Consider the following 16784-nt stretch of genomic DNA (forward strand, 5'->3'; position numbering starts at 1 on the left):
GCCGCTACGGGACGATCCGCATGCATCAGGAGAAAACATATCCCGGGCGTGTGTCAGGCACCGCACTGGTCAATCCGGACTTCGCCGCGCTCGCGCAAGCGTATGGCGGCAAGGGTTGGCTCGTGACGGAACAGGCCCAGTTTGCACCTGCCTTCGATGCCGCGCGTGCCTGTGGAACCCTTGCGGTGATTGAGCTGAAGTTGGACCCAGATATGCTGAGCACCGGTCAATCGCTGAGCGATCTTGCGGCGACCTGAGGGCCGGGGCGAAGGCCCTCAGGGACGTTGATGCTAGGCCTGTTTCGGCAAGAACGCCTCAACCGCGGCGGTAGCGATGGTCGTGACATTGCCGCTATCGGGGTTCGTGATCGACAATCCGCCCTGCACGGCGGTGACTGTAGCGCGACCGCGCGGTAGGTTCGCCTTTAGTGCCTCTGTGTCCGTTGCAGCCGGGTCCGGCACGCCAACGGTGACCGATACGCGCATTTCATCATGCGAGATCCCTAGCGCCTCGAACATCGGGATTGAGGAGTGGCGGATAGCATCTTCAATCGCGCGGGCGGCGGCCTTGGTCATGTCCTGACCATAAAGGTCGTTGCCCATGCCCATTTCAATAATAAAACGTTGATCTGTCATTGCTTACACCTCTAGCGCGACGGAAATTGCGGCGTTCGCGTCTAGCGCGACGGAAATTGCGGCGTTCGCGATGACGGTCGGGTTGCCGTCGGGCCGGGGCACATCCAATCCGCCCAGAACGACGCGAACGGTCACATCGCCGTAGGGAAAGACCGCCTTACAGGCTTCGGCATCGACGGCATCGGGCTGCTGCACGCCGATTTCTGCAGTGATCTGCATGGCAGATTTGGGCTTGTCGAACAGCTCTGCCAAGTTGATCGAATTGTGCCACAGCGCGTCTTTCAACGCGCGGGTCGCGGCCTCGGTGTAGTCTTGGCGGCGCAGGGACGTGCCCATGCCGAACTCAGTCAAAAGACGTGGCATCAGGTGCCCTTTCTATAGCCATTTATGATAGCGGAAAAATACGAACAGCGCGGCGGCAATGGCCACGCAGGCAGCACATAGCGCGGCAAAGGCCCAAGGCGCGGTAAGCCCCGGCATGCCAGCGATATTGACCCCAAACAGGCCCGAAAGAAACCCCAAGGGCAGAAAGACAGCCGCGACAACGGACAGGATATAGCCGTGGCGCGAGACGACCGCGCTTTGTTGGGCATCAAGCTGGTTTTGCAGCACCGCGAGGCGGTCGCGATTGGCCTCTAGCTCTTCAACGGAGCGGGCGGCGGCGTTGGCCCATTCGCGCAAGGACGCGCGTGCGGGGGCATCCAGCCATGGCGTGTCGGTTTGCGCGAGCCGTGCCAGGGCCTCCCGCTGGGGGCCAACATAGCGGCGCAATTTGATGATCCGACGTTGTAACTGCGCAAGGTTTGCCGCAGTCGAGCCACCGTCGAGTGAGACGTCCTCTAGGGTGTCCACCTGATCCTCTAGCGCAAGCGAAACTGTTTCAATCCGGGTGATCAGGCCCGCGACGATCATCGTTAATGCAGCGGCGGGCGTGGCGGGAGCGGGGGCCACGGCATCAGCGAGCGTGTCCTGCAATTCCTGCACTGCCATCAGTCGCCGCAACCGGACTGTGACCAACCCATTGGGGGTCAGCCAGCACCGCAATGAAACCATATCATCGACCTGCGCGCCGGGGTTCATATTCACGCCGCGCAGCACGATGATGGACCCTTCGGCCATATGATCAGCCCTTGGGCGCGTTTCCTCGGCCATCAGGGCTTTGGCTGCGATGGGGGGCAAATGTGCCGTCACCCAGTCGCGTGTACCGGGCGCGTTTAGGTCTAGATGCAGCCACCGATAACCCTGTGATGACTGGGGGGCGGGCCATGGGTCATCCACTGCCCGCGCCGCCCCGTTCAGCACATCAAAGCCAGCCAGCGGCGTGAGCGCCTGCACCATGGATCAGTATTCCACGCCGATCTGCGCCTTGATGCCCGTGCGGAAGGGGTGTTTGACCAATTCCATTTCTGTGACCAGATCGGCCAGTTCGATCAGCTCATCCTTGGCGTTGCGCCCGGTCAAAACCACATGCGTCATTTCGGGCTTTTCATCGCGAAGGAACGCCACGACTTCGTTCACGTCGATGTAATCATAGCGCATGGCGATGTTGATCTCATCCAGCAGGACCATTTTGTGGCTAGGATCGCGGATCAGGTCCTTAGCCTTGGACCACGCGGCCTGCGCCATTTCGATATCGCGGTCTTTGTCCTGAGTTTCCCAGGTAAATCCTTCACCCATGGTGTGGAATTCGCAGATGTCCCCGAATTTGGAGAGGATCAGGTCGCGCTCTCCGGTGGACATGCCGCCCTTGATGAACTGCACCACGGCGCATTTCATGTCGTGCGCGATACAGCGGAAAATCATTCCAAAGGCGGCCGAACTTTTGCCCTTACCCTTGCCGGTGTGCACGATCACCAAGCCCTTTTTGTCGGTCTTGGTGGCCATGATCTTATCGCGGGCGGCCTTTTTCTTGGCCATCTTGGCATTGTGGCGCTCTGTGTCTGCTGCGTCGGTCATCGCGGGCTCCCTTTTCATTTGTGCCCAGAGTGCCTGCGAGAGCGGCAGATGAAAAGGGGGTGTGGATGTTAACCAAGGCTTAACGAAGTTTGGGGCACACTAGGATATGAAGGCCGTAATTCTTATCCCCCTTGCGGCTTTGGCCGCCTGCGCTTCACCGCATCCTCTATCCGGGCTGCGAGATCAGGTCACCGTGGACGCAGGCGGCTATTCCTTCGCGATAAACTACTCACAAGATCGGGCCGAGGTGACCCGGCTCACCCGTGCGTGGCGCCCGGATTATGCGGACGTTCAGGCCGCAGCCGTCGCAGCCGTGATCAAGGGGACAGGCTGCGCGCCGGACCTTGGGTCTGTGTCCGGCGATGTGGCCTTGTTGCGGATGAAGATCGATTGCACCGAAGGCGCAGAGCTTAAATTGCCCCCGCCTCGTGACGGCCCCAAAACATCCTGCGTGGGCAATCTGATTCCCTTTGATCTCTCGAGTGGGGTGTTCGACTTGGCGATCGACTGCGACTAGGTGGCTTTCGCCGGATTGCCTCGACCCAATTGCTCTAACAACGCCCGCGCTGAGTTGGATCGTGGGGTCCACAGGCCGCGGTCAATTGCTTCTTGCAGGCGGTCCGCAATGTCAGCGAGTGCTGGTGCGTTGTGTTCGGCGATAAACTCGCGCGTGTCCGTGTCTTCCAGCATTGCGGCGTGGACCATGTCGAAATGGTGGTCACGTACGGCCCCTGTCGTGGCAGCGAAGGCAAACAGGTAATCTACCGTCGCCGCGATTTCGAACGCACCTTTGTAGCCGTGGCGTTTGACGCCGTCGATCCACTTTGGGTTCACCACGCGGGACCGCACGACGCGGCCAATCTCATCCTCTAGCGTGCGTATGACAGGGCGCTCGGGCCGAGAATGGTCATTGTGATACACGGGCCTATCGCGTCCTTGCAGGGTGCTGATCGCTGCGGCGGCACCGCCCTCAAATTGGTAGTAATCGTCGCTGTCGAGCAGGTCGTGTTCTCGGTTATCTTGGTTCTGCACCACGGCCTCAGCTTGGCTGAGGCGTTGTTCCAGCCCGGCGCGGTCACGTGTGCCTTCGGCGTCGGCGCCATAGGCGTAGCCGCCCCACTCAAGGTAAGCTTCGGCGAGGTCGGATTTGTCTGCCCATAGGCGTTCGTCGATCATGGCCTGAAGGCCTGCGCCATAGGCCCCCGGCTTTGATCCATAGACCCGCGCTGTGCTTTCGCCTGCGCGGGCGCGGGCGGCAGCGGGATTGTCGACATCCGCTTCATCAAGTGCTTGGATCGCGCGGGCGGCGGAATCGATCAATGCGATTTGCTGTGGGAATGCGTCGCGGAAAAAACCCGAGACCCGCAGCGTGACGTCTACGCGGGGGCGACCCAAGACGCCTTGGGGCAATATCTCAAATCCTGTGACCCGGCGGTTGGCGGCGTCCCACTTTGGTTTGGCTCCCATCAGCGCGAGGGCCTGCGCGATATCATCGCCGCCTGTGCGCATATTGGCCGTGCCCCATGCCGTTAGCAGCATGGCGCGGGGCCAGTCGCCGTGATCCTGTAGGTGGCGCTCAATCAGGAGGTTAGCGGATTTCCAGCCAAGTTTCCACGCGGTGGGCGTGGGGACGGCGCGGCTATCGACCGAAAAGAAATTGTGCCCTGTGGGCAGAACGTCCAGCCGTCCGCGCGTCGGTGCGCCTGACGCACCCGGGGCGACGAAGTGCCCTGATAGGGCGGTGAGAAGGCCCGCCTGTTCCGCCGGTCCACAGGCGCGCACGGTAGGGGTGATATGGTCACGGATGGCGTCCAGCACTGGGGTGGAGGCGGTGAATTCGGGCGGCGTTTCACCCCAACCAAGGGCGGACTTCGCCAATAGTTCCAACCGCTCTACGGTGTCACCATTACTGCGCCATGTGTCTGCGCAGATATCCCTTAGGATTGCCGGACGTTTGCCGGTGTAGGGCGCGGCCATATCGCAGTCTAGCGGGTCAAAATCCGCGCCGCAGTCTTGTGCCAAGGTGCGCAGCAGCGACGCATCAGGGCCTTTGCCCTCACCACGCGGAATACGGGCCAGCGCGATGACCAAATCCCGCTCTAGGTCACCTTGGGGAGAGGCCCCAAAGATATGAAGCCCGTCGCGAATTTGCGCCTCTTTCAGTTCGCACAAATAGGCGTCTAGCTTGGCTAGATCCCCGGCCTCATCGCCGTCGAAGCCTACGTCTTGGTCCAGGCCCGTTGCTGCCGTTAGGCTTAGGATTTCGCGGCGCAGATGGTCAATCCGGCGAGGGTCAACGCCTGCGGCCTCATAGTATTCATCGACCAATGCCTCTAGGTCGCGCAGTGGCCCATAGGTTTCGGCGCGCGTAAGTGGTGGCGTCAGGTGATCAAGGATCACGGCTTGCGCGCGTCGCTTGGCCTGCGTGCCTTCACCGGGGTCGTTGACGATAAACGGATAGATGTGGGGCGTCGTGCCCATCACGATTTCGGGCCAGCATGTGTCCGACAGCGCGACGGCCTTGCCGGGCAGCCATTCTAGATTGCCGTGTTTGCCCATATGCACGATCGCGTCTGTGGCCCAGTGGTGGCGCAGCCAAAAGTAGAACGCAAGGTAGTTATGTGGCGGAACCAGATCGGGAGAATGATAGGTCTCGGTCGGGTCGATGTTGTAGCCGCGCGCGGGCTGTAGGCCGACGATGACATTGCCAAAGGTGTGGATGCCAAGCGCAAAGCCGTCCGTGTCACAAAACGGGTCTGCTTTGGGTGCGCCCCAGCGGTCCTCCATCTGGCGGCGGACCTCCCACGGGAGGGCATCGTAGTAGCGGTGATAGTCCGCCATGCTCAGTCGCTCGCCGCCCGTGCGGCTGGCGCGGTCGGTCAACCAATTGGTTGGGCCAGCCATAAGTCGCTGCATCAGGGCGTCGCTGTCTGCGGGCGCGTTTTCAACGGCGTATCCCGCTGCGCCGAGGCTATGAAGAGCTGCAACTGTGGCCGCAGGCGTATCAAGACCCACGCCGTTGGCGAGCCGTCCGTCGCGGTTTGGATAGTTGGCCAGCACCAGCGCGACTTTGCGATCCGCCGCTTTGGCCCGGCGCAGGCGTGTCCATGCGAGGGCCAATTCCGCCACATAGCCGATCCGGTCGCCGCGTGCTTTGTAGGTGGCGATGGCGCATTCGGTGGCCTCGTCGAAATAGGCTTCACCCTTGAAGCTGATGGCACGGGTCAGGACGCGGCCGTCCACCTCTGGCAGGGCCACGTTCATTGCGATGTCCCGTGCGCTTAGCCCGCTTAGGCCTTCTTCCCATGCCTGCTCGCCTGAGCCTGCGAGAACAACCTGAAATACAGGGGCTGTGTTGCACCATTCGGCCGCCAGCGGGTTTTCGGCACCGTCCCCGTGGGGGCTGCCGACGGCAAAGGAGGTTGCGTTCAGGATGACCTCGGGCGGCGCTTGGGTGAAAAGCGTTTGGAGTGTCGCCACCGAAACCGGATCTTTGAGAGAGGCGACAAACACCGGCAGCGGGTTCAGCCCTGCGCGCAGGAGCGCTTTGACCATGCGGTTGATCGGGTTTAGGCCCGCGCCTTGCACCAGTGCGCGGTAGAAGATCAGGGGCGCGACGGGCGCACCTTCGGTCCAGTTGGCTGTTGCGGCGCTTAGGTCCGCGATCCCCGCACCGGGCCAGTAGACGCCAGCGCGCAAAAGGGGTGTGGCGGCTTGGGGGCGTTCGGTTTTATCAAGAAAGGCGCGGGTGTAGGCGAGAAAATTGGCGGCATTCTGCGGTCCGCCTTCGACAAGGTAGGCCCAGAGGGCGTCATAGTCCTCAGCCGGGATGGTCGACAGTTCGCGCAGTTCGGGATCAGGTTTGTCATCGCCGGGCAGAAAGGCCACGGGGATGTTCGCCGCACCCAACTGTGCTGCGTATTGTTCCACGCCGTAGCGCCAATAGCCCATGCCGCCGAGAACGCGCGCGATGACCAACTGGGATTTGGTTGCGCAGGCCTCAAGGTGCAGGTCAACTGACATCGGGTGGCGCAAATGCATCATGTTGGCCAGCCGCAAGGTGCCGATAGGCGCATCGGCATGGGCGGCCGACAGGGCGGCAAGTTCCGTATCAGCCGCGGAAATCACGACCACATCGGCGGGCGTTTGGCCGAGATCAACGGGTTCTTGGCCATCGTCGATTTGTCCGGGTGTTGCTGCGAGCAGATGCATGGGCGCTCCTTTTACGGCTTTTCTGGGGAAAAACCGGGCCTCCGGCGGGAGTATTGGGGGAACAAAGGACTAAAGTCGTTTTTCCATGAATGTTGACGTGGGCACATCGGGGTAGTCTGCAAAGGGGCCGCGGCGGCGGTATCCCATGCCCTCGTAGAGTGTGCAGGCGGCGACCAGAAGATCGCCCGTTTCGAGCCGCATGAGCCTATGGCCCGCTTCGTGCGCATCATGTTCAAGGCGGGTCATCAGTGCCCGCCCCAGTCCGGTGCCTTGGGCAGATGGTGTGACGAACAGGCGTTTGATTTCGACGTAGTCGCCCACATCGACTGAGGCGACGCAGCCCAGTGGGGTGTCGTGCGCATCGCGTGCGATGTAGAAAACGACGCCCGGCGCCGTGAGTTCCTCTGGCGAATAGGCAAAGCTTTCTTCGGCCGTATAGAATTCACGCAGTGCTTGTTCAGACCCTTCGATCAGGGCAAGGCCCTCGGGACTAAGCGGATCGCCGGGCGCGATGTTCATGCGACAAGCGCGGCCGTGATGGCGGCGCGGTCAAGACCTGCCTCACCGATGACAACCAAGCGTGTTTCGCGTGGGTCGCTGCCCAAGGGGCGATCGAAGTAGGTGTCTACGCGGGGGCCAACGGCTTGGAGTGTGAGCCGCATGGGTTTGTTCGCGACGGCTGCAAAGCCTTTGAGGCGGAGGATGCCATGGGCGCGGATGACATCTGCGACCTGTTCGGCAAAGGCCGCGGGGTCGGTGATTTCAGGGCGTGTGACGATGAAGCTTTCGAATTCGTCGTGGCCATGTTCATGGGCGTGATGGTGGTGGTGATCATGCTCGTGATGATGGTCGTCATCGTGGTAGTCATGGTCATCCGCGTGATGGTGGTGATGCACTTCATGGCGGGCGTCTAGGTCTGCCTCGGCGCCAACGCCTTGGCCCAGCAGGACCGAAACAGGCAGCGCGCCCATGGACGCTTTGACCACCTGCACGCCGCCCCGTGCCTCATCCTTGAGGCGGGCAACAAGGCCATCGGCCTCTGCGGTGTCGAGCAGGTCGGCTTTGTTAACCACGATCATGTCCGCGCAGGCCACTTGGTCCTCAAACAACTCGGACAGGGGCGTTTCGTGATCCAGGTTTTCGTCCAGCTTGCGCTGTGCATCCACGGCGGCGACGGAATGGGCGAACTGCCCATCAGTCACTGCGCGGCCATCCACGACTGTGACGACCCCATCCACAGTGACGCGTGTTGAAATACCGGGCCAGTTAAAGGCGCGGACAAGGGGTTGTGGCAGGGCAAGGCCAGACGTCTCGATCACGATGTGATCGGGGGGCGTGTCACGATCCAACAATTTTTCCATCGTTGGGATGAAGTCATCGGCCACAGTGCAGCAGATACAGCCGTTCGACAGTTCCATCACGTCATCCTCGGTGCAGGTTTCAATTCCGCAGCCTTTGAGGATATCGCCATCCACGCCAAGATCACCGAATTCATTGATGATCAGCGCGATGCGCTTACCTTCGGCGTTTTGCAACATGTGGCGGATGAGCGTGGTTTTGCCCGCGCCCAGAAATCCAGTGACAACTGTTGCCGGAACTTTGCCTGCCATACTCGTCTTTCCTTTTTGTACCTGAGCGCGGTGCACCATGCCTGCCAATGGGCCAAGGCGCGCGCCGAATGATCAAGGGCCAGCACCCATTGGGCGCTGACCCGAATTGTTGGTCTAGGTGGTCTCACGCGTATAGAAATACGCCGCGAAGAAGCCGAGGGCTGCCCAGCCGGCGGCCGCATACCCGAGCGACATTGCTGAGAATTGCGCCGCAAGCTCCGCTGGTGTCACGCCAAAGTAGGTGTCGAGCGTTGGCGCACCCACAAGATGCGGGCCCAGCAAAAGCGGCACTGCCAATAGCGGCAGCCATCCACGGCCAAACGCCAGAAGCCACATGGCCAAACCAGCGGTGAGCAGCGTTGCCATCCACCATGCTTGGCGCGGACCAATGTCAGCCCCGATCGAACCAGGCAGGACCGGCGGCTGGCCAATCGCGGGGGCCAGTTGAATGGCAATGAAACCCGCAATGCCCCAGATAAGCCCTTGGCGTGGTGTGATCTTGGTCAGCCCGCGTGCCTCAGCCAGTGCCATCAGCGCCACCAAAAGGAACCCAAAGCCGACGTAGGTCACCACGTTGAACGCCATTGTCATGACGTAGCGCATGGGTTCTGCGCCAAAATCAATCTCAGCGCCGCCTCTGGGGCTTTGCGGTGATCCGTCTAAGGCAAAGTGGACCTTGGCCCCGGATTCGTACAACTCGCCCTCAAGCAATGAGGGCGCAACAAATGTAAATTGCAGCAGAGCGGCAATCAGACCTGCTGCAACACCAGCGAACACCGCGCTGGTTAGCAATTTCATGGGCATGGGTTTAAGCGCTGCCTAGTGGCAGGGGAACGCCATGGCGTGACGCTGATCGTGTGCGGCGTCATGCAGGATTGTGGCTTGTGCGTAGCCCGAAAAGAACAGCAGCATCATGCCAGCGGCTGCGGCAAAAACGATGGAAGCTGTGGATGTGTTGGTCGTTGCGACTGTTTGGGTCGTCATGGGTCTTTCTCCTATGTCCGTCCACCCGACGGCAGGGGTTATCAAAATCGCTTGGCCGGTCTCCTGGCTTGCGGGTCGATGCGCGGACCGCCTTCCCGGGGGAACCCCAGTGGCATGTGGCCTTTGCTCACCGCTTACAGTCGCGGGGGCGGCTGTGGCATCTGGCCCCGACTTGGGTCACCGTCACCACATTCCCGTTTCAGACCCCGTCGCGCTTTGCACATGGGGCCACCAAACTGGCACCGTTGTGCGGGTTCGGTCCGGGTGGGTCAACAATGAAAGCGTCATCTGAGGTTGGTATAACGGCATCAGTTCTGCGCGAAGGCCTATATATTGTGGATAACACCGGCTGGGTCGCGAAATATGCGATGCGTTGCCTTGACAGAAGGCGCGCGCCTTTCCGAGACTGCTGTTGATATTGCGTTATTTCTTGAAGTGAGTCGCCCTTGCGTTTCGCCCGTCTTCGTCTGAATGGCTTCAAAAGCTTTGTAGACCCCACCGATTTGGTTATCGCGGATGGGCTGACGGGTGTGGTGGGCCCTAACGGGTGCGGCAAATCAAACCTGCTAGAGGCGCTGCGCTGGGTGATGGGCGAAAACCGCCCCACCGCGATGCGGGGCGGTGGCATGGAGGACGTGATCTTTGCGGGTGCGGCCACACGTTCGGCCCGTAATTTCGCCGAAGTGACGCTGGGCATGGACAACAGTGAACGCCTCGCCCCGGCTGCGTTTAACGGTGAGGAAAACCTCGACATTATCCGGCGGGTCACGCGGGATGTCGGCTCGGCTTATAAGGTGAATGGCAAGGACGTGCGTGCGCGCGATGTTCAGATGCTGTTTGCCGATGCGTCGACGGGCGCGCATTCGCCCGCATTGGTACGGCAGGGGCAGATCAGTGAGTTGATCAACGCCAAACCACAAAAGCGGCGTCGCGTGCTGGAAGAGGCCGCAGGCATTTCGGGGTTGTATCAGCGCCGCCATGAGGCCGAGCTGAAGCTAAAAGGGGCTGAGACGAACCTGACCCGCGTGGATGACGTGTTGGAGCAATTGGCAGCGCAGCTGCAAACGCTTGCCCGGCAGGCCCGTCAAGCTGCGCGTTACCGTGAAATCGGCACCAGCTTGCGCCTTGCGGAGGGGCAGTTGTTGTACCGTCGCTGGCGCGAAGCCGAAGAGGCCCGTGCAAAGGCCGAGGCACAGGTGCGGGCATTGTTGACCGAGGCTGCGCAGGCTGAAGGGGCTGTGACCCGTGCTGCCGCGGCGCGCACTGAGGCTGAGGATAAACTGCCCCCGCTGCGCGAAGAAGAGGCGGTGTCGGCGGCTGTTTTACAGCGTGTCTTGGTAGCACGCGACACGCTAGAGGCCGAAGAGACCCGCGCGCTTGAGCGGATAGAAACGCTTACCGGGCGGATTGAGCAGCTTGCCCACGACCAAGCCCGCGAAGAAACGCTCAACACCGATGCGGGGCAAACAATCGAACGATTGGACTGGGAAAAGACGGAACTGGAAAAGGCGGATTCGGGCCACGCCGAGGCACTAGCTGCCGCGCAGGCTGCAGCCCATGAAGCTGCCGAAGTGCTTGCGGAGCGTGAAAGTGACTTGTCGCGGCTGACCGAAGATATGGCCCGGCTTGCGGCGCGGCATCAATCGGCAACGCGCCTGATTAGTGATAGCCAGTCGCGGGTCGAACGCCTTGAGGCAGAGGCCGCAAAGGCACAGGTCGCCGTGACCGAGGCGCAGGCCACTTTGGACGGTGCACAGGTGGCATTGACGCAGGCCCAAACCGCGCAACAGGCCGCAACCCTTTTGGCGCAACAGGCCGATGAAGCGCTTTCGGCAGCTGAGGCCGCCCGTGCCGAAACGCAGGAGCGCGAAAGCCGCGCCCGGGCCGCGCGGTCGGAAGCCGAAGGTGAGGCCACGACTTTGCGTGCCGAAGTCACCGCCTTAACCAAGCTGATTGCGCGCGACAGTTCCGAGGATGAGCCGCTGCTGGACCGGTTGACTGTTGAGCCGGGGTTTGAGGCCGCATTGGGGGCGGCCCTTGCGGATGATCTGCGCAGTTCCGAGACAGAGGGCGACACTGGCTGGGCGCGACTGCCCGACTATGAGGCGCCGCAAAAACTGCCCGCGCAGATCCGCTCTATTGCGGAGCACGTAAAGGCCCCTGGGGTTTTGACGCGGCGGCTGGAACAGATTGGTGTCGTAGATGCGGACGAGGCGCCTAAGTTGCAACATATGCTGTTGCCGGGGCAGCGTTTGGTGAGCCAAGACGGCGATCTGTGGCGTTGGGATGGGTTCCGGGCCGCATCTGAAACCGCGCCGTCGTCTGCTGCGTTGCGTCTGCAACAAATCAACCGGCTTCAGGCGCTAAAGCGCGACCTAGAAGAGGTTGAGGCCCGTGCGGATGGCACTCGCGCCGCGCATGAAGCGTTGACGGAGCGGCTCAAGGAACTGACGACGGCGGATATTGCCGCCCGCGATGCCCGCCGCGCCGCAGATCGTGCGGTGGCCGATGCGTCCCGCGATGTGTCCCGAGCCGAAAGCGCGCAAAGCATCGCCGAGAGCAAATTGGAAACCGGGCGTTTGGGTGTCGCTCGATTTGCCGATGAAGGGGCAGAAGCGCGCACTGCATTGAAAGAGGCTCAAGCCGCACAAGCCGCGCTAGAACCGTTAGAGGACGCGCGCGGCGCGGTTGAAGACATTAAGCTGACAGTTGAGGCCGCGCGTCTGACCATGTTGCAACGGCGCGCTGCCTCGGACGAATTGAAGCGCGAAGGTGATGCGCGCACCCGGCGTCGGCAGGAGGTGACCAAAGAGTTGAGCGGGTGGCGCCACCGGCTGGAAACCGCCACGACCCGCATCACGGACCTGACGGAGCGGCGCCTCAAGGCCGAGGCGGAGTTGGGCGAGGCGCAGGCCGTGCCAGAGGCATTGGCGGTGCAGCGCGCGGAGCTTTCGACGCAGATTACCGCCGCGGAAACCCGCAAAGTCGCATCCGCCGAGGCGCTGTCGCTCGGAGAAGCCGGTCTTCGGACGGCGGCTGAGGCAGAACGCGCCGCTGAACGTGCCGCATCGGAGGCCCGAGAGGCCCGCGCCGCAGGCCAAGCCCGCCTTGAGGCCGCAGCCGAGGCTGTAGAAACCGCGGCGAACCGGATCAATGAAGACCTCGAAACCACGCCTGCTGCGCTTTTGTCGCAACTAGAAGTGGATCCCGTGAACATGCCGACTGCGTCGGCGCTAGAGGCGGATGTGAACCGCCTTCGCCGTCAACGCGATGCGCTGGGCGCGGTGAACTTGCGGGCTGAAGAAGACGCGCATGAAGTCCAGACCGAGCATGACGAGTTACTTGCAGAAAAGACCGACCTGGAAGAGGCGATCAAGGCTCTGCGCGCAGGAATTGCTGGCTTGAACAAAGAAGGTCGTGAGCGACTTTTGACGGCATTTGAGACGGTGAATAGCAATTTCTCGATGCTGTTCACACACCTTTTCGGCGGTGGTGAAGCCCGACTGGCTCTGGTCGAAAGCGATGATCCGTTGGAGGCAGGCCTTGAGATCATGTGCCAGCCACCGGGCAAGAAGCTGTCTACACTGTCACTGCTATCGGGGGGGGAGCAGACATTGACGGCGCTGGCCCTAATCTTTGCGGTGTTCCTTGCGAACCCTGCGCCGATCTGTGTGTTGGATGAGGTCGATGCGCCCTTGGATGATGCAAACGTCACGCGGTTTTGTGACATGCTCGATGAGATGACACGCCGCACAAACACGCGGTTCCTGATCATCACCCACCACGCAGTAACGATGGCGCGGATGGATCGCTTGTTTGGGGTGACGATGGCCGAACAAGGTGTCAGTCAGTTGGTGTCTGTTGATCTGAAAAAAGCCGAAAGCCTGGTTGCCTAGGCGCGGTCAAAGCGCGTTTAGCAATGCCGTCGTAGGCCACGCATCCGCCGGAAGGCCAAGGCGCTGTTGCTCTGACTGTACGGCTGCGCGGGTGCGCGCGCCCAAGATGCCGTCGATTTTGCCTACGTCATATCCGCGCGCGGCCAGCTTTTGCTGAAGGCGCTTCATCTGGCTGTCTTCCAAACCAGCGTCAGCTGCGCGGGCGTCAAACACCGGCGCACCACTGAGCCGTGTGGCGAAGTAGGCAGCCGTTGTCACATAGGTAAAGCTCTGGTTCCAATCGAAAAATACTCTGTAATTCTCGAAGGCCAAAAACGCAGGCCCCTTGTGGCCTTGGGGCAATAGAAGCGAGGCTTTCAGCCCGCGGGGCAGTTCCGTGCCCCGTGGCACAACGCCCAATCGCGCCCATTCCGCAACGCTCTTTTGCGTTTCCAGCCCAGAGACGCTCCAGTTCATTTCGGTGGGCACGATAGCTTCTGCCAGCCACGGTTCATCGCGCTGCCAGCCAAAATCGGCCAGCATCCGCGCGCCAGACATCAGCGCATCCGGGGCCGAGGTTTTGAGCGTGACGCGCCCATCGCCGTCCCCGTCAACGCCGCGTTCTAGGATATCGCCCGGCAGAATCTGGACCATGCCGATTTCACCTGCCCATGCGCCTGTTGTGCGGGCAGGGTCGAAATCGCCAGCTTCGTATAGTTCTAGCGCGGCGAACACCTGTGGGCGGAACAATTCTGGGCGGCGGCAATCGTGGCTAAGCGTTACCAGCGAGTTGAGCGTGTTGAAGTCGCCTTGCACTGCGCCAAAGTCAGTCTCAAGCGCCCAAAACGCCAATAGAACGCCGCGCGGAACACCGTATTCTGCCTCCGCCTGGTCAAAGATGGCGTCGTAACGATCTGCGTTGCGACGGCCGTTGGTCAGGCGGCTTTGGCTGATGACCCGCCGGGTGAAGTCGGTGAAGGGGATGCGGAAAACCCCTTGGGATCGATCGGCCCGCAGGGTGCGTTCGTCTTGGGTGGCGGAGGCAAAGAATTGGGTCACGGATGCACGGCTGTGTCCGCGTGCAATGGCCTCATCCTTTAGACCCTCGACAAAGCTGGAAAAGCTGCCGCCACACGCGGCGAATGCCGCACCCGGCAGGCATAGTGCCAAGCTGATTGCGAATGAAAGTCGGCGCATGGTGCTGTCCTTAGCTATACCCTTGCGGCCACCTCACATCATCAGCGCGCCAATGGCAACCGCGCCGAACAGGCCTGCCCAAACACGCCAAAGCACATTACAGGCAGCGTCAATGTCATCGGGGCCGATGTTGCGGCGACCGGTTGGATGGACAAAAGGGAAGTCCTCCATCCGGCCATCATAGCTGCGCGGCCCGGCAAGAGCTACGTCCAGCACAGGCGCGATCGCGGCTTCGGGCCAACCCGCATTGGGGGAGCGGTGCAACCGCGCCTCAGCCATCACGCGGCCCCATGCGGCGCGGTCCAATGCGCGGCCCGATACCACCATAATGGCCAGCGCTGTCAGTCGTGCAGGCACCCAGTTCATCACATCGTCGAGGCGCGCTGCCGCCCACCCAAAGTCGCGATATCGCGTAGTGCGGTAGCCAATCATGCTGTCGGCTGTGTTAACGACTTTGTAGATCAGGATGCCGGGCAGCCCCCCCACAAAAAACCAAAAGGCAGGGGCCATGACGCCATCGCTAAAGTTTTCAGCTGCGCTTTCGATGGCGGCGCGGGTCACGGCGGGGGCGTCCATTGCGGTCACATCCCGACCCACGATCATGGCGACCGCGCCGCGTCCCTCGGCCAGTCCTGTGCGGAGCCCATTCGCCACCGCGCGCACGTGTTCAATAAGTGAGCGGTGGGCCAGTAGGATCGCGGCTCCGATGATTTCGAACGCCCAGCCAAGCGGGAGGGCGGCCAGCATCATCCCCAAAGCGCCGGCACCAAACACAAGGATGGCCACGGTCAACACTCCGGCACGGCGCTGCGCGGGGGGATGGTTGAGCCGTTGATCAAGCGCACCGACCGCGCGGCCCATTAAGACGGCGGGGTGGGGGGCGCGGCTCCACAGCCACTTTGGCTCTCCCAATGTGGCGTCCAGCGCGAGGGCTAGGGCGAGCAGGTCGCTCATGACCGGTCGCTCAATCCGTTGGCAGCAAGGGCACGTTCCAAATGCTCCCACTGGGCGGGTGTGCCGGGCAGGCCGAGACGGACCCAACGGCTCGAATAGGGGAAAATACGGCTCCAGACGTGATGCGCGGCGAGCCGGTCTTGCCATGTTTTGGCATCGCCTACATCGTACAAGCGAAACAGGGATGTGCCGCCCACAACGGGCGCATTGATCAACGCATCCAGCCGTGCCGCGTCTTGGGTAAGCCTTTGCCGGGTTGCTGCGGCCCAATCGTGGTCTTCAAGCGCGACAGCCCCGATGCGCAGCGCAGGTCCCGATACAGCCCATGGTCCGATCATGTCGCGCATGCGTGCAATGGTGGTCGGTTGTGCAATTGCAAACCCCAGCCGCATGCCCGCGAGGCCCCAAAACTTGCCAAAACTTTTGAGAACGACGACCCTGTCGCGCGCGGTCAGCTCGACCATCGATGCTTCGGGTGTGACGTCGCAAAAGCTTTCGTCAATGATGGTGATCGGGGCGGTGACATCCTCAGCGGACCAGAGCCGCCCATCGGGATTGTTGGGGTGCACCAATACGCGGGCTGATGGGGCCTGATCGGTAATCTGCCAGCCATGGGCGCGAAAGGCAGCAGCGTGTTCATTGTAAGTGGGGGCCGGGATGTCGACTCGTCCGGCCGGGGCCAAGACCGGCATTTGCGCGATAAGGGCAGAAGCACCGGGGGCGGCCAAAACCTCGGCTGAGGCTGGTACATTCCAAAAGGTCCGCGCAGCCCGCGTGAGCCGGTTCTGTGCTGCCGCATCTGGCAGGCAGGCCCAGTCATCAGAGGTTAACTTTTGTATCGGAAAGGTTACCGGGTTTATGCCGGTGGAAAGGTCCAACCATGCGTCGCGCGTCCCGCCCCAGCGGGCAACGGCTGCGTCAAGACCGCCGCCATGATCACGGGGCGCTTCGGGGCAAGCCGAGGGGGCAGGCGCGAGGGTCATTGTATGCTCAGGCGTCGGGCAGTGGCGGGATACGGGTGATGAAGTGCCCCTTGACCGCTTGCGGCCACTGCTTGAACGGGACTTGCCCGCTTTTGCTTTCGGCGTGCAGGGCGGCGTAGGCAACAATGCCCTCGGCGGCTTCGGTCGTGGTTTCGAATTTTCCCAACGTATACGTTAGCTTACCCGTTGCCTGTAGGGATACGTTGCACCCGTGGCTGCATCCCATAAGGCAGGAATGCCGCCGTGTTTCGACCCCAGCAACACCTTTTGCAGCGGCTTCGACAAGTGTGGCCAAAGCCTCACCATCGGTCAGTTCAACGCCGTCATTGGCCGCGCGTTCGGCCCAGTCATCGCGTTTGCAAGTGTCGCAAATGGTGA

The 16784-nt window shown here is 61.7% G+C and carries 16 protein-coding genes and 1 riboswitch; of the genes, 3 read left to right on the top strand and 13 right to left on the bottom strand.

The genetic code is table 11. The annotated features are described in order from the left end of the window. On the top strand, positions 1-257 hold a 257-nt coding region (locus tag AC4GMC_RS12265; protein ID WP_488089211.1), incomplete at its 5' end, for a thiamine pyrophosphate-dependent enzyme. A 33-nt stretch (positions 258-290) separates the two neighbouring features. Here the strand turns inward: AC4GMC_RS12265 and AC4GMC_RS12270 are convergent. From AC4GMC_RS12270 to cobO, 4 genes are read right to left on the bottom strand one after another with little or no spacing between them, the layout of a single operon-like run. After that, positions 291-635 carry a Lin0512 family protein gene (locus AC4GMC_RS12270; RefSeq protein ID WP_487877455.1) on the bottom strand — a complete coding sequence of 115 codons (345 nt, stop codon included), beginning with the start codon at positions 633-635 and terminating at the stop codon, positions 291-293. Positions 636-638: 3 nt separating this feature from the next. Continuing rightward, on the bottom strand, positions 639-998 hold the full coding sequence (locus AC4GMC_RS12275) for a Lin0512 family protein (RefSeq protein ID WP_487877454.1): 360 nt from the start codon (positions 996-998) through the stop codon (positions 639-641). Between the two features lie 12 nt (positions 999-1010). Beyond that, positions 1011-1973: a CorA family divalent cation transporter gene (locus AC4GMC_RS12280; protein ID WP_487877453.1), complete on the bottom strand. Its 963-nt coding sequence runs from the start codon at positions 1971-1973 to the stop codon at positions 1011-1013. Between the two features lie 3 nt (positions 1974-1976). Then, positions 1977-2591 (bottom strand): cob(I)yrinic acid a,c-diamide adenosyltransferase, encoded by a 615-nt coding sequence (gene cobO, locus AC4GMC_RS12285; protein WP_487877452.1) that lies wholly within the window; start codon positions 2589-2591, stop codon positions 1977-1979. Between the two features lie 106 nt (positions 2592-2697). Here cobO and AC4GMC_RS12290 point away from each other — a divergent pair, with 106 nt between their 5' ends. Further along, entirely contained in the window at positions 2698-3108 is a 411-nt protein-coding gene (locus AC4GMC_RS12290; protein WP_487877451.1) for a hypothetical protein, read from the top strand. Here AC4GMC_RS12290 and cobN read toward each other — a convergent pair. The 5 genes from cobN to AC4GMC_RS12315 form a co-directional block, all read right to left on the bottom strand. Further along, positions 3105-6803, bottom strand: coding sequence for a cobaltochelatase subunit CobN (gene cobN / locus AC4GMC_RS12295; protein WP_487877450.1), 3699 nt, complete (start codon positions 6801-6803; stop codon positions 3105-3107). The genes AC4GMC_RS12290 and cobN overlap by 4 nt on opposite strands. Positions 6804-6872: 69 nt before the next feature. After that, positions 6873-7322 (bottom strand): GNAT family N-acetyltransferase, encoded by a 450-nt coding sequence (locus AC4GMC_RS12300; protein ID WP_487877449.1) that lies wholly within the window; start codon positions 7320-7322, stop codon positions 6873-6875. Continuing rightward, on the bottom strand, positions 7319-8413 hold the full coding sequence (gene cobW / locus AC4GMC_RS12305) for a cobalamin biosynthesis protein CobW (protein WP_487877448.1): 1095 nt from the start codon (positions 8411-8413) through the stop codon (positions 7319-7321). Before cobW ends, AC4GMC_RS12300 begins: the two co-directional genes overlap by 4 nt. A gap of 114 nt (positions 8414-8527) precedes the next feature. Next, the gene (locus tag AC4GMC_RS12310; protein ID WP_487877447.1) at positions 8528-9217 is read right to left on the bottom strand and encodes a CbtA family protein; all 690 of its coding nucleotides are present in this window, start codon (positions 9215-9217) and stop codon (positions 8528-8530) included. A gap of 15 nt (positions 9218-9232) precedes the next feature. Continuing rightward, positions 9233-9397 (bottom strand): CbtB domain-containing protein, encoded by a 165-nt coding sequence (locus AC4GMC_RS12315; protein ID WP_038004304.1) that lies wholly within the window; start codon positions 9395-9397, stop codon positions 9233-9235. A 36-nt stretch (positions 9398-9433) separates the two neighbouring features. Beyond that, positions 9434-9648: riboswitch (cobalamin riboswitch) on the bottom strand. Between the two features lie 195 nt (positions 9649-9843). Between AC4GMC_RS12315 and smc the strand changes: the two genes are divergently transcribed. Continuing rightward, the gene (smc, locus tag AC4GMC_RS12320; RefSeq protein WP_487879028.1) at positions 9844-13293 is read left to right on the top strand and encodes a chromosome segregation protein SMC; all 3450 of its coding nucleotides are present in this window, start codon (positions 9844-9846) and stop codon (positions 13291-13293) included. Between the two features lie 6 nt (positions 13294-13299). Here smc and AC4GMC_RS12325 read toward each other — a convergent pair whose 3' ends face one another. The 4 genes from AC4GMC_RS12325 to AC4GMC_RS12340 all read right to left on the bottom strand — a co-directional run. Next, entirely contained in the window at positions 13300-14469 is a 1170-nt protein-coding gene (locus tag AC4GMC_RS12325; RefSeq protein ID WP_487878527.1) for a lytic murein transglycosylase, read from the bottom strand. Between the two features lie 33 nt (positions 14470-14502). Beyond that, entirely contained in the window at positions 14503-15423 is a 921-nt protein-coding gene (cbiB, locus tag AC4GMC_RS12330) for an adenosylcobinamide-phosphate synthase CbiB (protein ID WP_487878526.1), read from the bottom strand. Next, positions 15420-16406: a threonine-phosphate decarboxylase gene (locus AC4GMC_RS12335; protein ID WP_487878525.1), complete on the bottom strand. Its 987-nt coding sequence runs from the start codon at positions 16404-16406 to the stop codon at positions 15420-15422. Before AC4GMC_RS12335 ends, cbiB begins: the two co-directional genes overlap by 4 nt. 7 nt (positions 16407-16413) lie before the next feature. After that, on the bottom strand, positions 16414-16784 hold a 371-nt coding region (locus AC4GMC_RS12340), incomplete at its 5' end, for a DUF1636 family protein (RefSeq protein ID WP_487878524.1).

Source organism: Thalassobacter sp. (assembly GCF_982993085.1).

Bases quoted from the DNA above. Each gene is read 5' to 3' on its own strand.
- AC4GMC_RS12270 (WP_487877455.1), bottom strand. From the start codon at position 635: ATGACAGATCAACGTTTTATTATTGAAATGGGCATGGGCAACGACCTT.
- AC4GMC_RS12275 (WP_487877454.1), bottom strand. From the start codon at position 998: ATGCCACGTCTTTTGACTGAGTTCGGCATGGGCACGTCCCTGCGCCGC.
- AC4GMC_RS12280 (WP_487877453.1), bottom strand. From the start codon at position 1,973: ATGGTGCAGGCGCTCACGCCGCTGGCTGGCTTTGATGTGCTGAACGGG.
- cobO (WP_487877452.1), bottom strand. From the start codon at position 2,591: ATGACCGACGCAGCAGACACAGAGCGCCACAATGCCAAGATGGCCAAG.
- AC4GMC_RS12290 (WP_487877451.1), top strand. From the start codon at position 2,698: ATGAAGGCCGTAATTCTTATCCCCCTTGCGGCTTTGGCCGCCTGCGCT.
- cobN (WP_487877450.1), bottom strand. From the start codon at position 6,803: ATGCATCTGCTCGCAGCAACACCCGGACAAATCGACGATGGCCAAGAA.
- AC4GMC_RS12300 (WP_487877449.1), bottom strand. From the start codon at position 7,322: ATGAACATCGCGCCCGGCGATCCGCTTAGTCCCGAGGGCCTTGCCCTG.
- cobW (WP_487877448.1), bottom strand. From the start codon at position 8,413: ATGGCAGGCAAAGTTCCGGCAACAGTTGTCACTGGATTTCTGGGCGCG.
- AC4GMC_RS12310 (WP_487877447.1), bottom strand. From the start codon at position 9,217: ATGCCCATGAAATTGCTAACCAGCGCGGTGTTCGCTGGTGTTGCAGCA.
- AC4GMC_RS12315 (WP_038004304.1), bottom strand. From the start codon at position 9,397: ATGACGACCCAAACAGTCGCAACGACCAACACATCCACAGCTTCCATC.
- AC4GMC_RS12325 (WP_487878527.1), bottom strand. From the start codon at position 14,469: ATGCGCCGACTTTCATTCGCAATCAGCTTGGCACTATGCCTGCCGGGT.
- cbiB (WP_487878526.1), bottom strand. From the start codon at position 15,423: ATGAGCGACCTGCTCGCCCTAGCCCTCGCGCTGGACGCCACATTGGGA.
- AC4GMC_RS12335 (WP_487878525.1), bottom strand. From the start codon at position 16,406: ATGACCCTCGCGCCTGCCCCCTCGGCTTGCCCCGAAGCGCCCCGTGAT.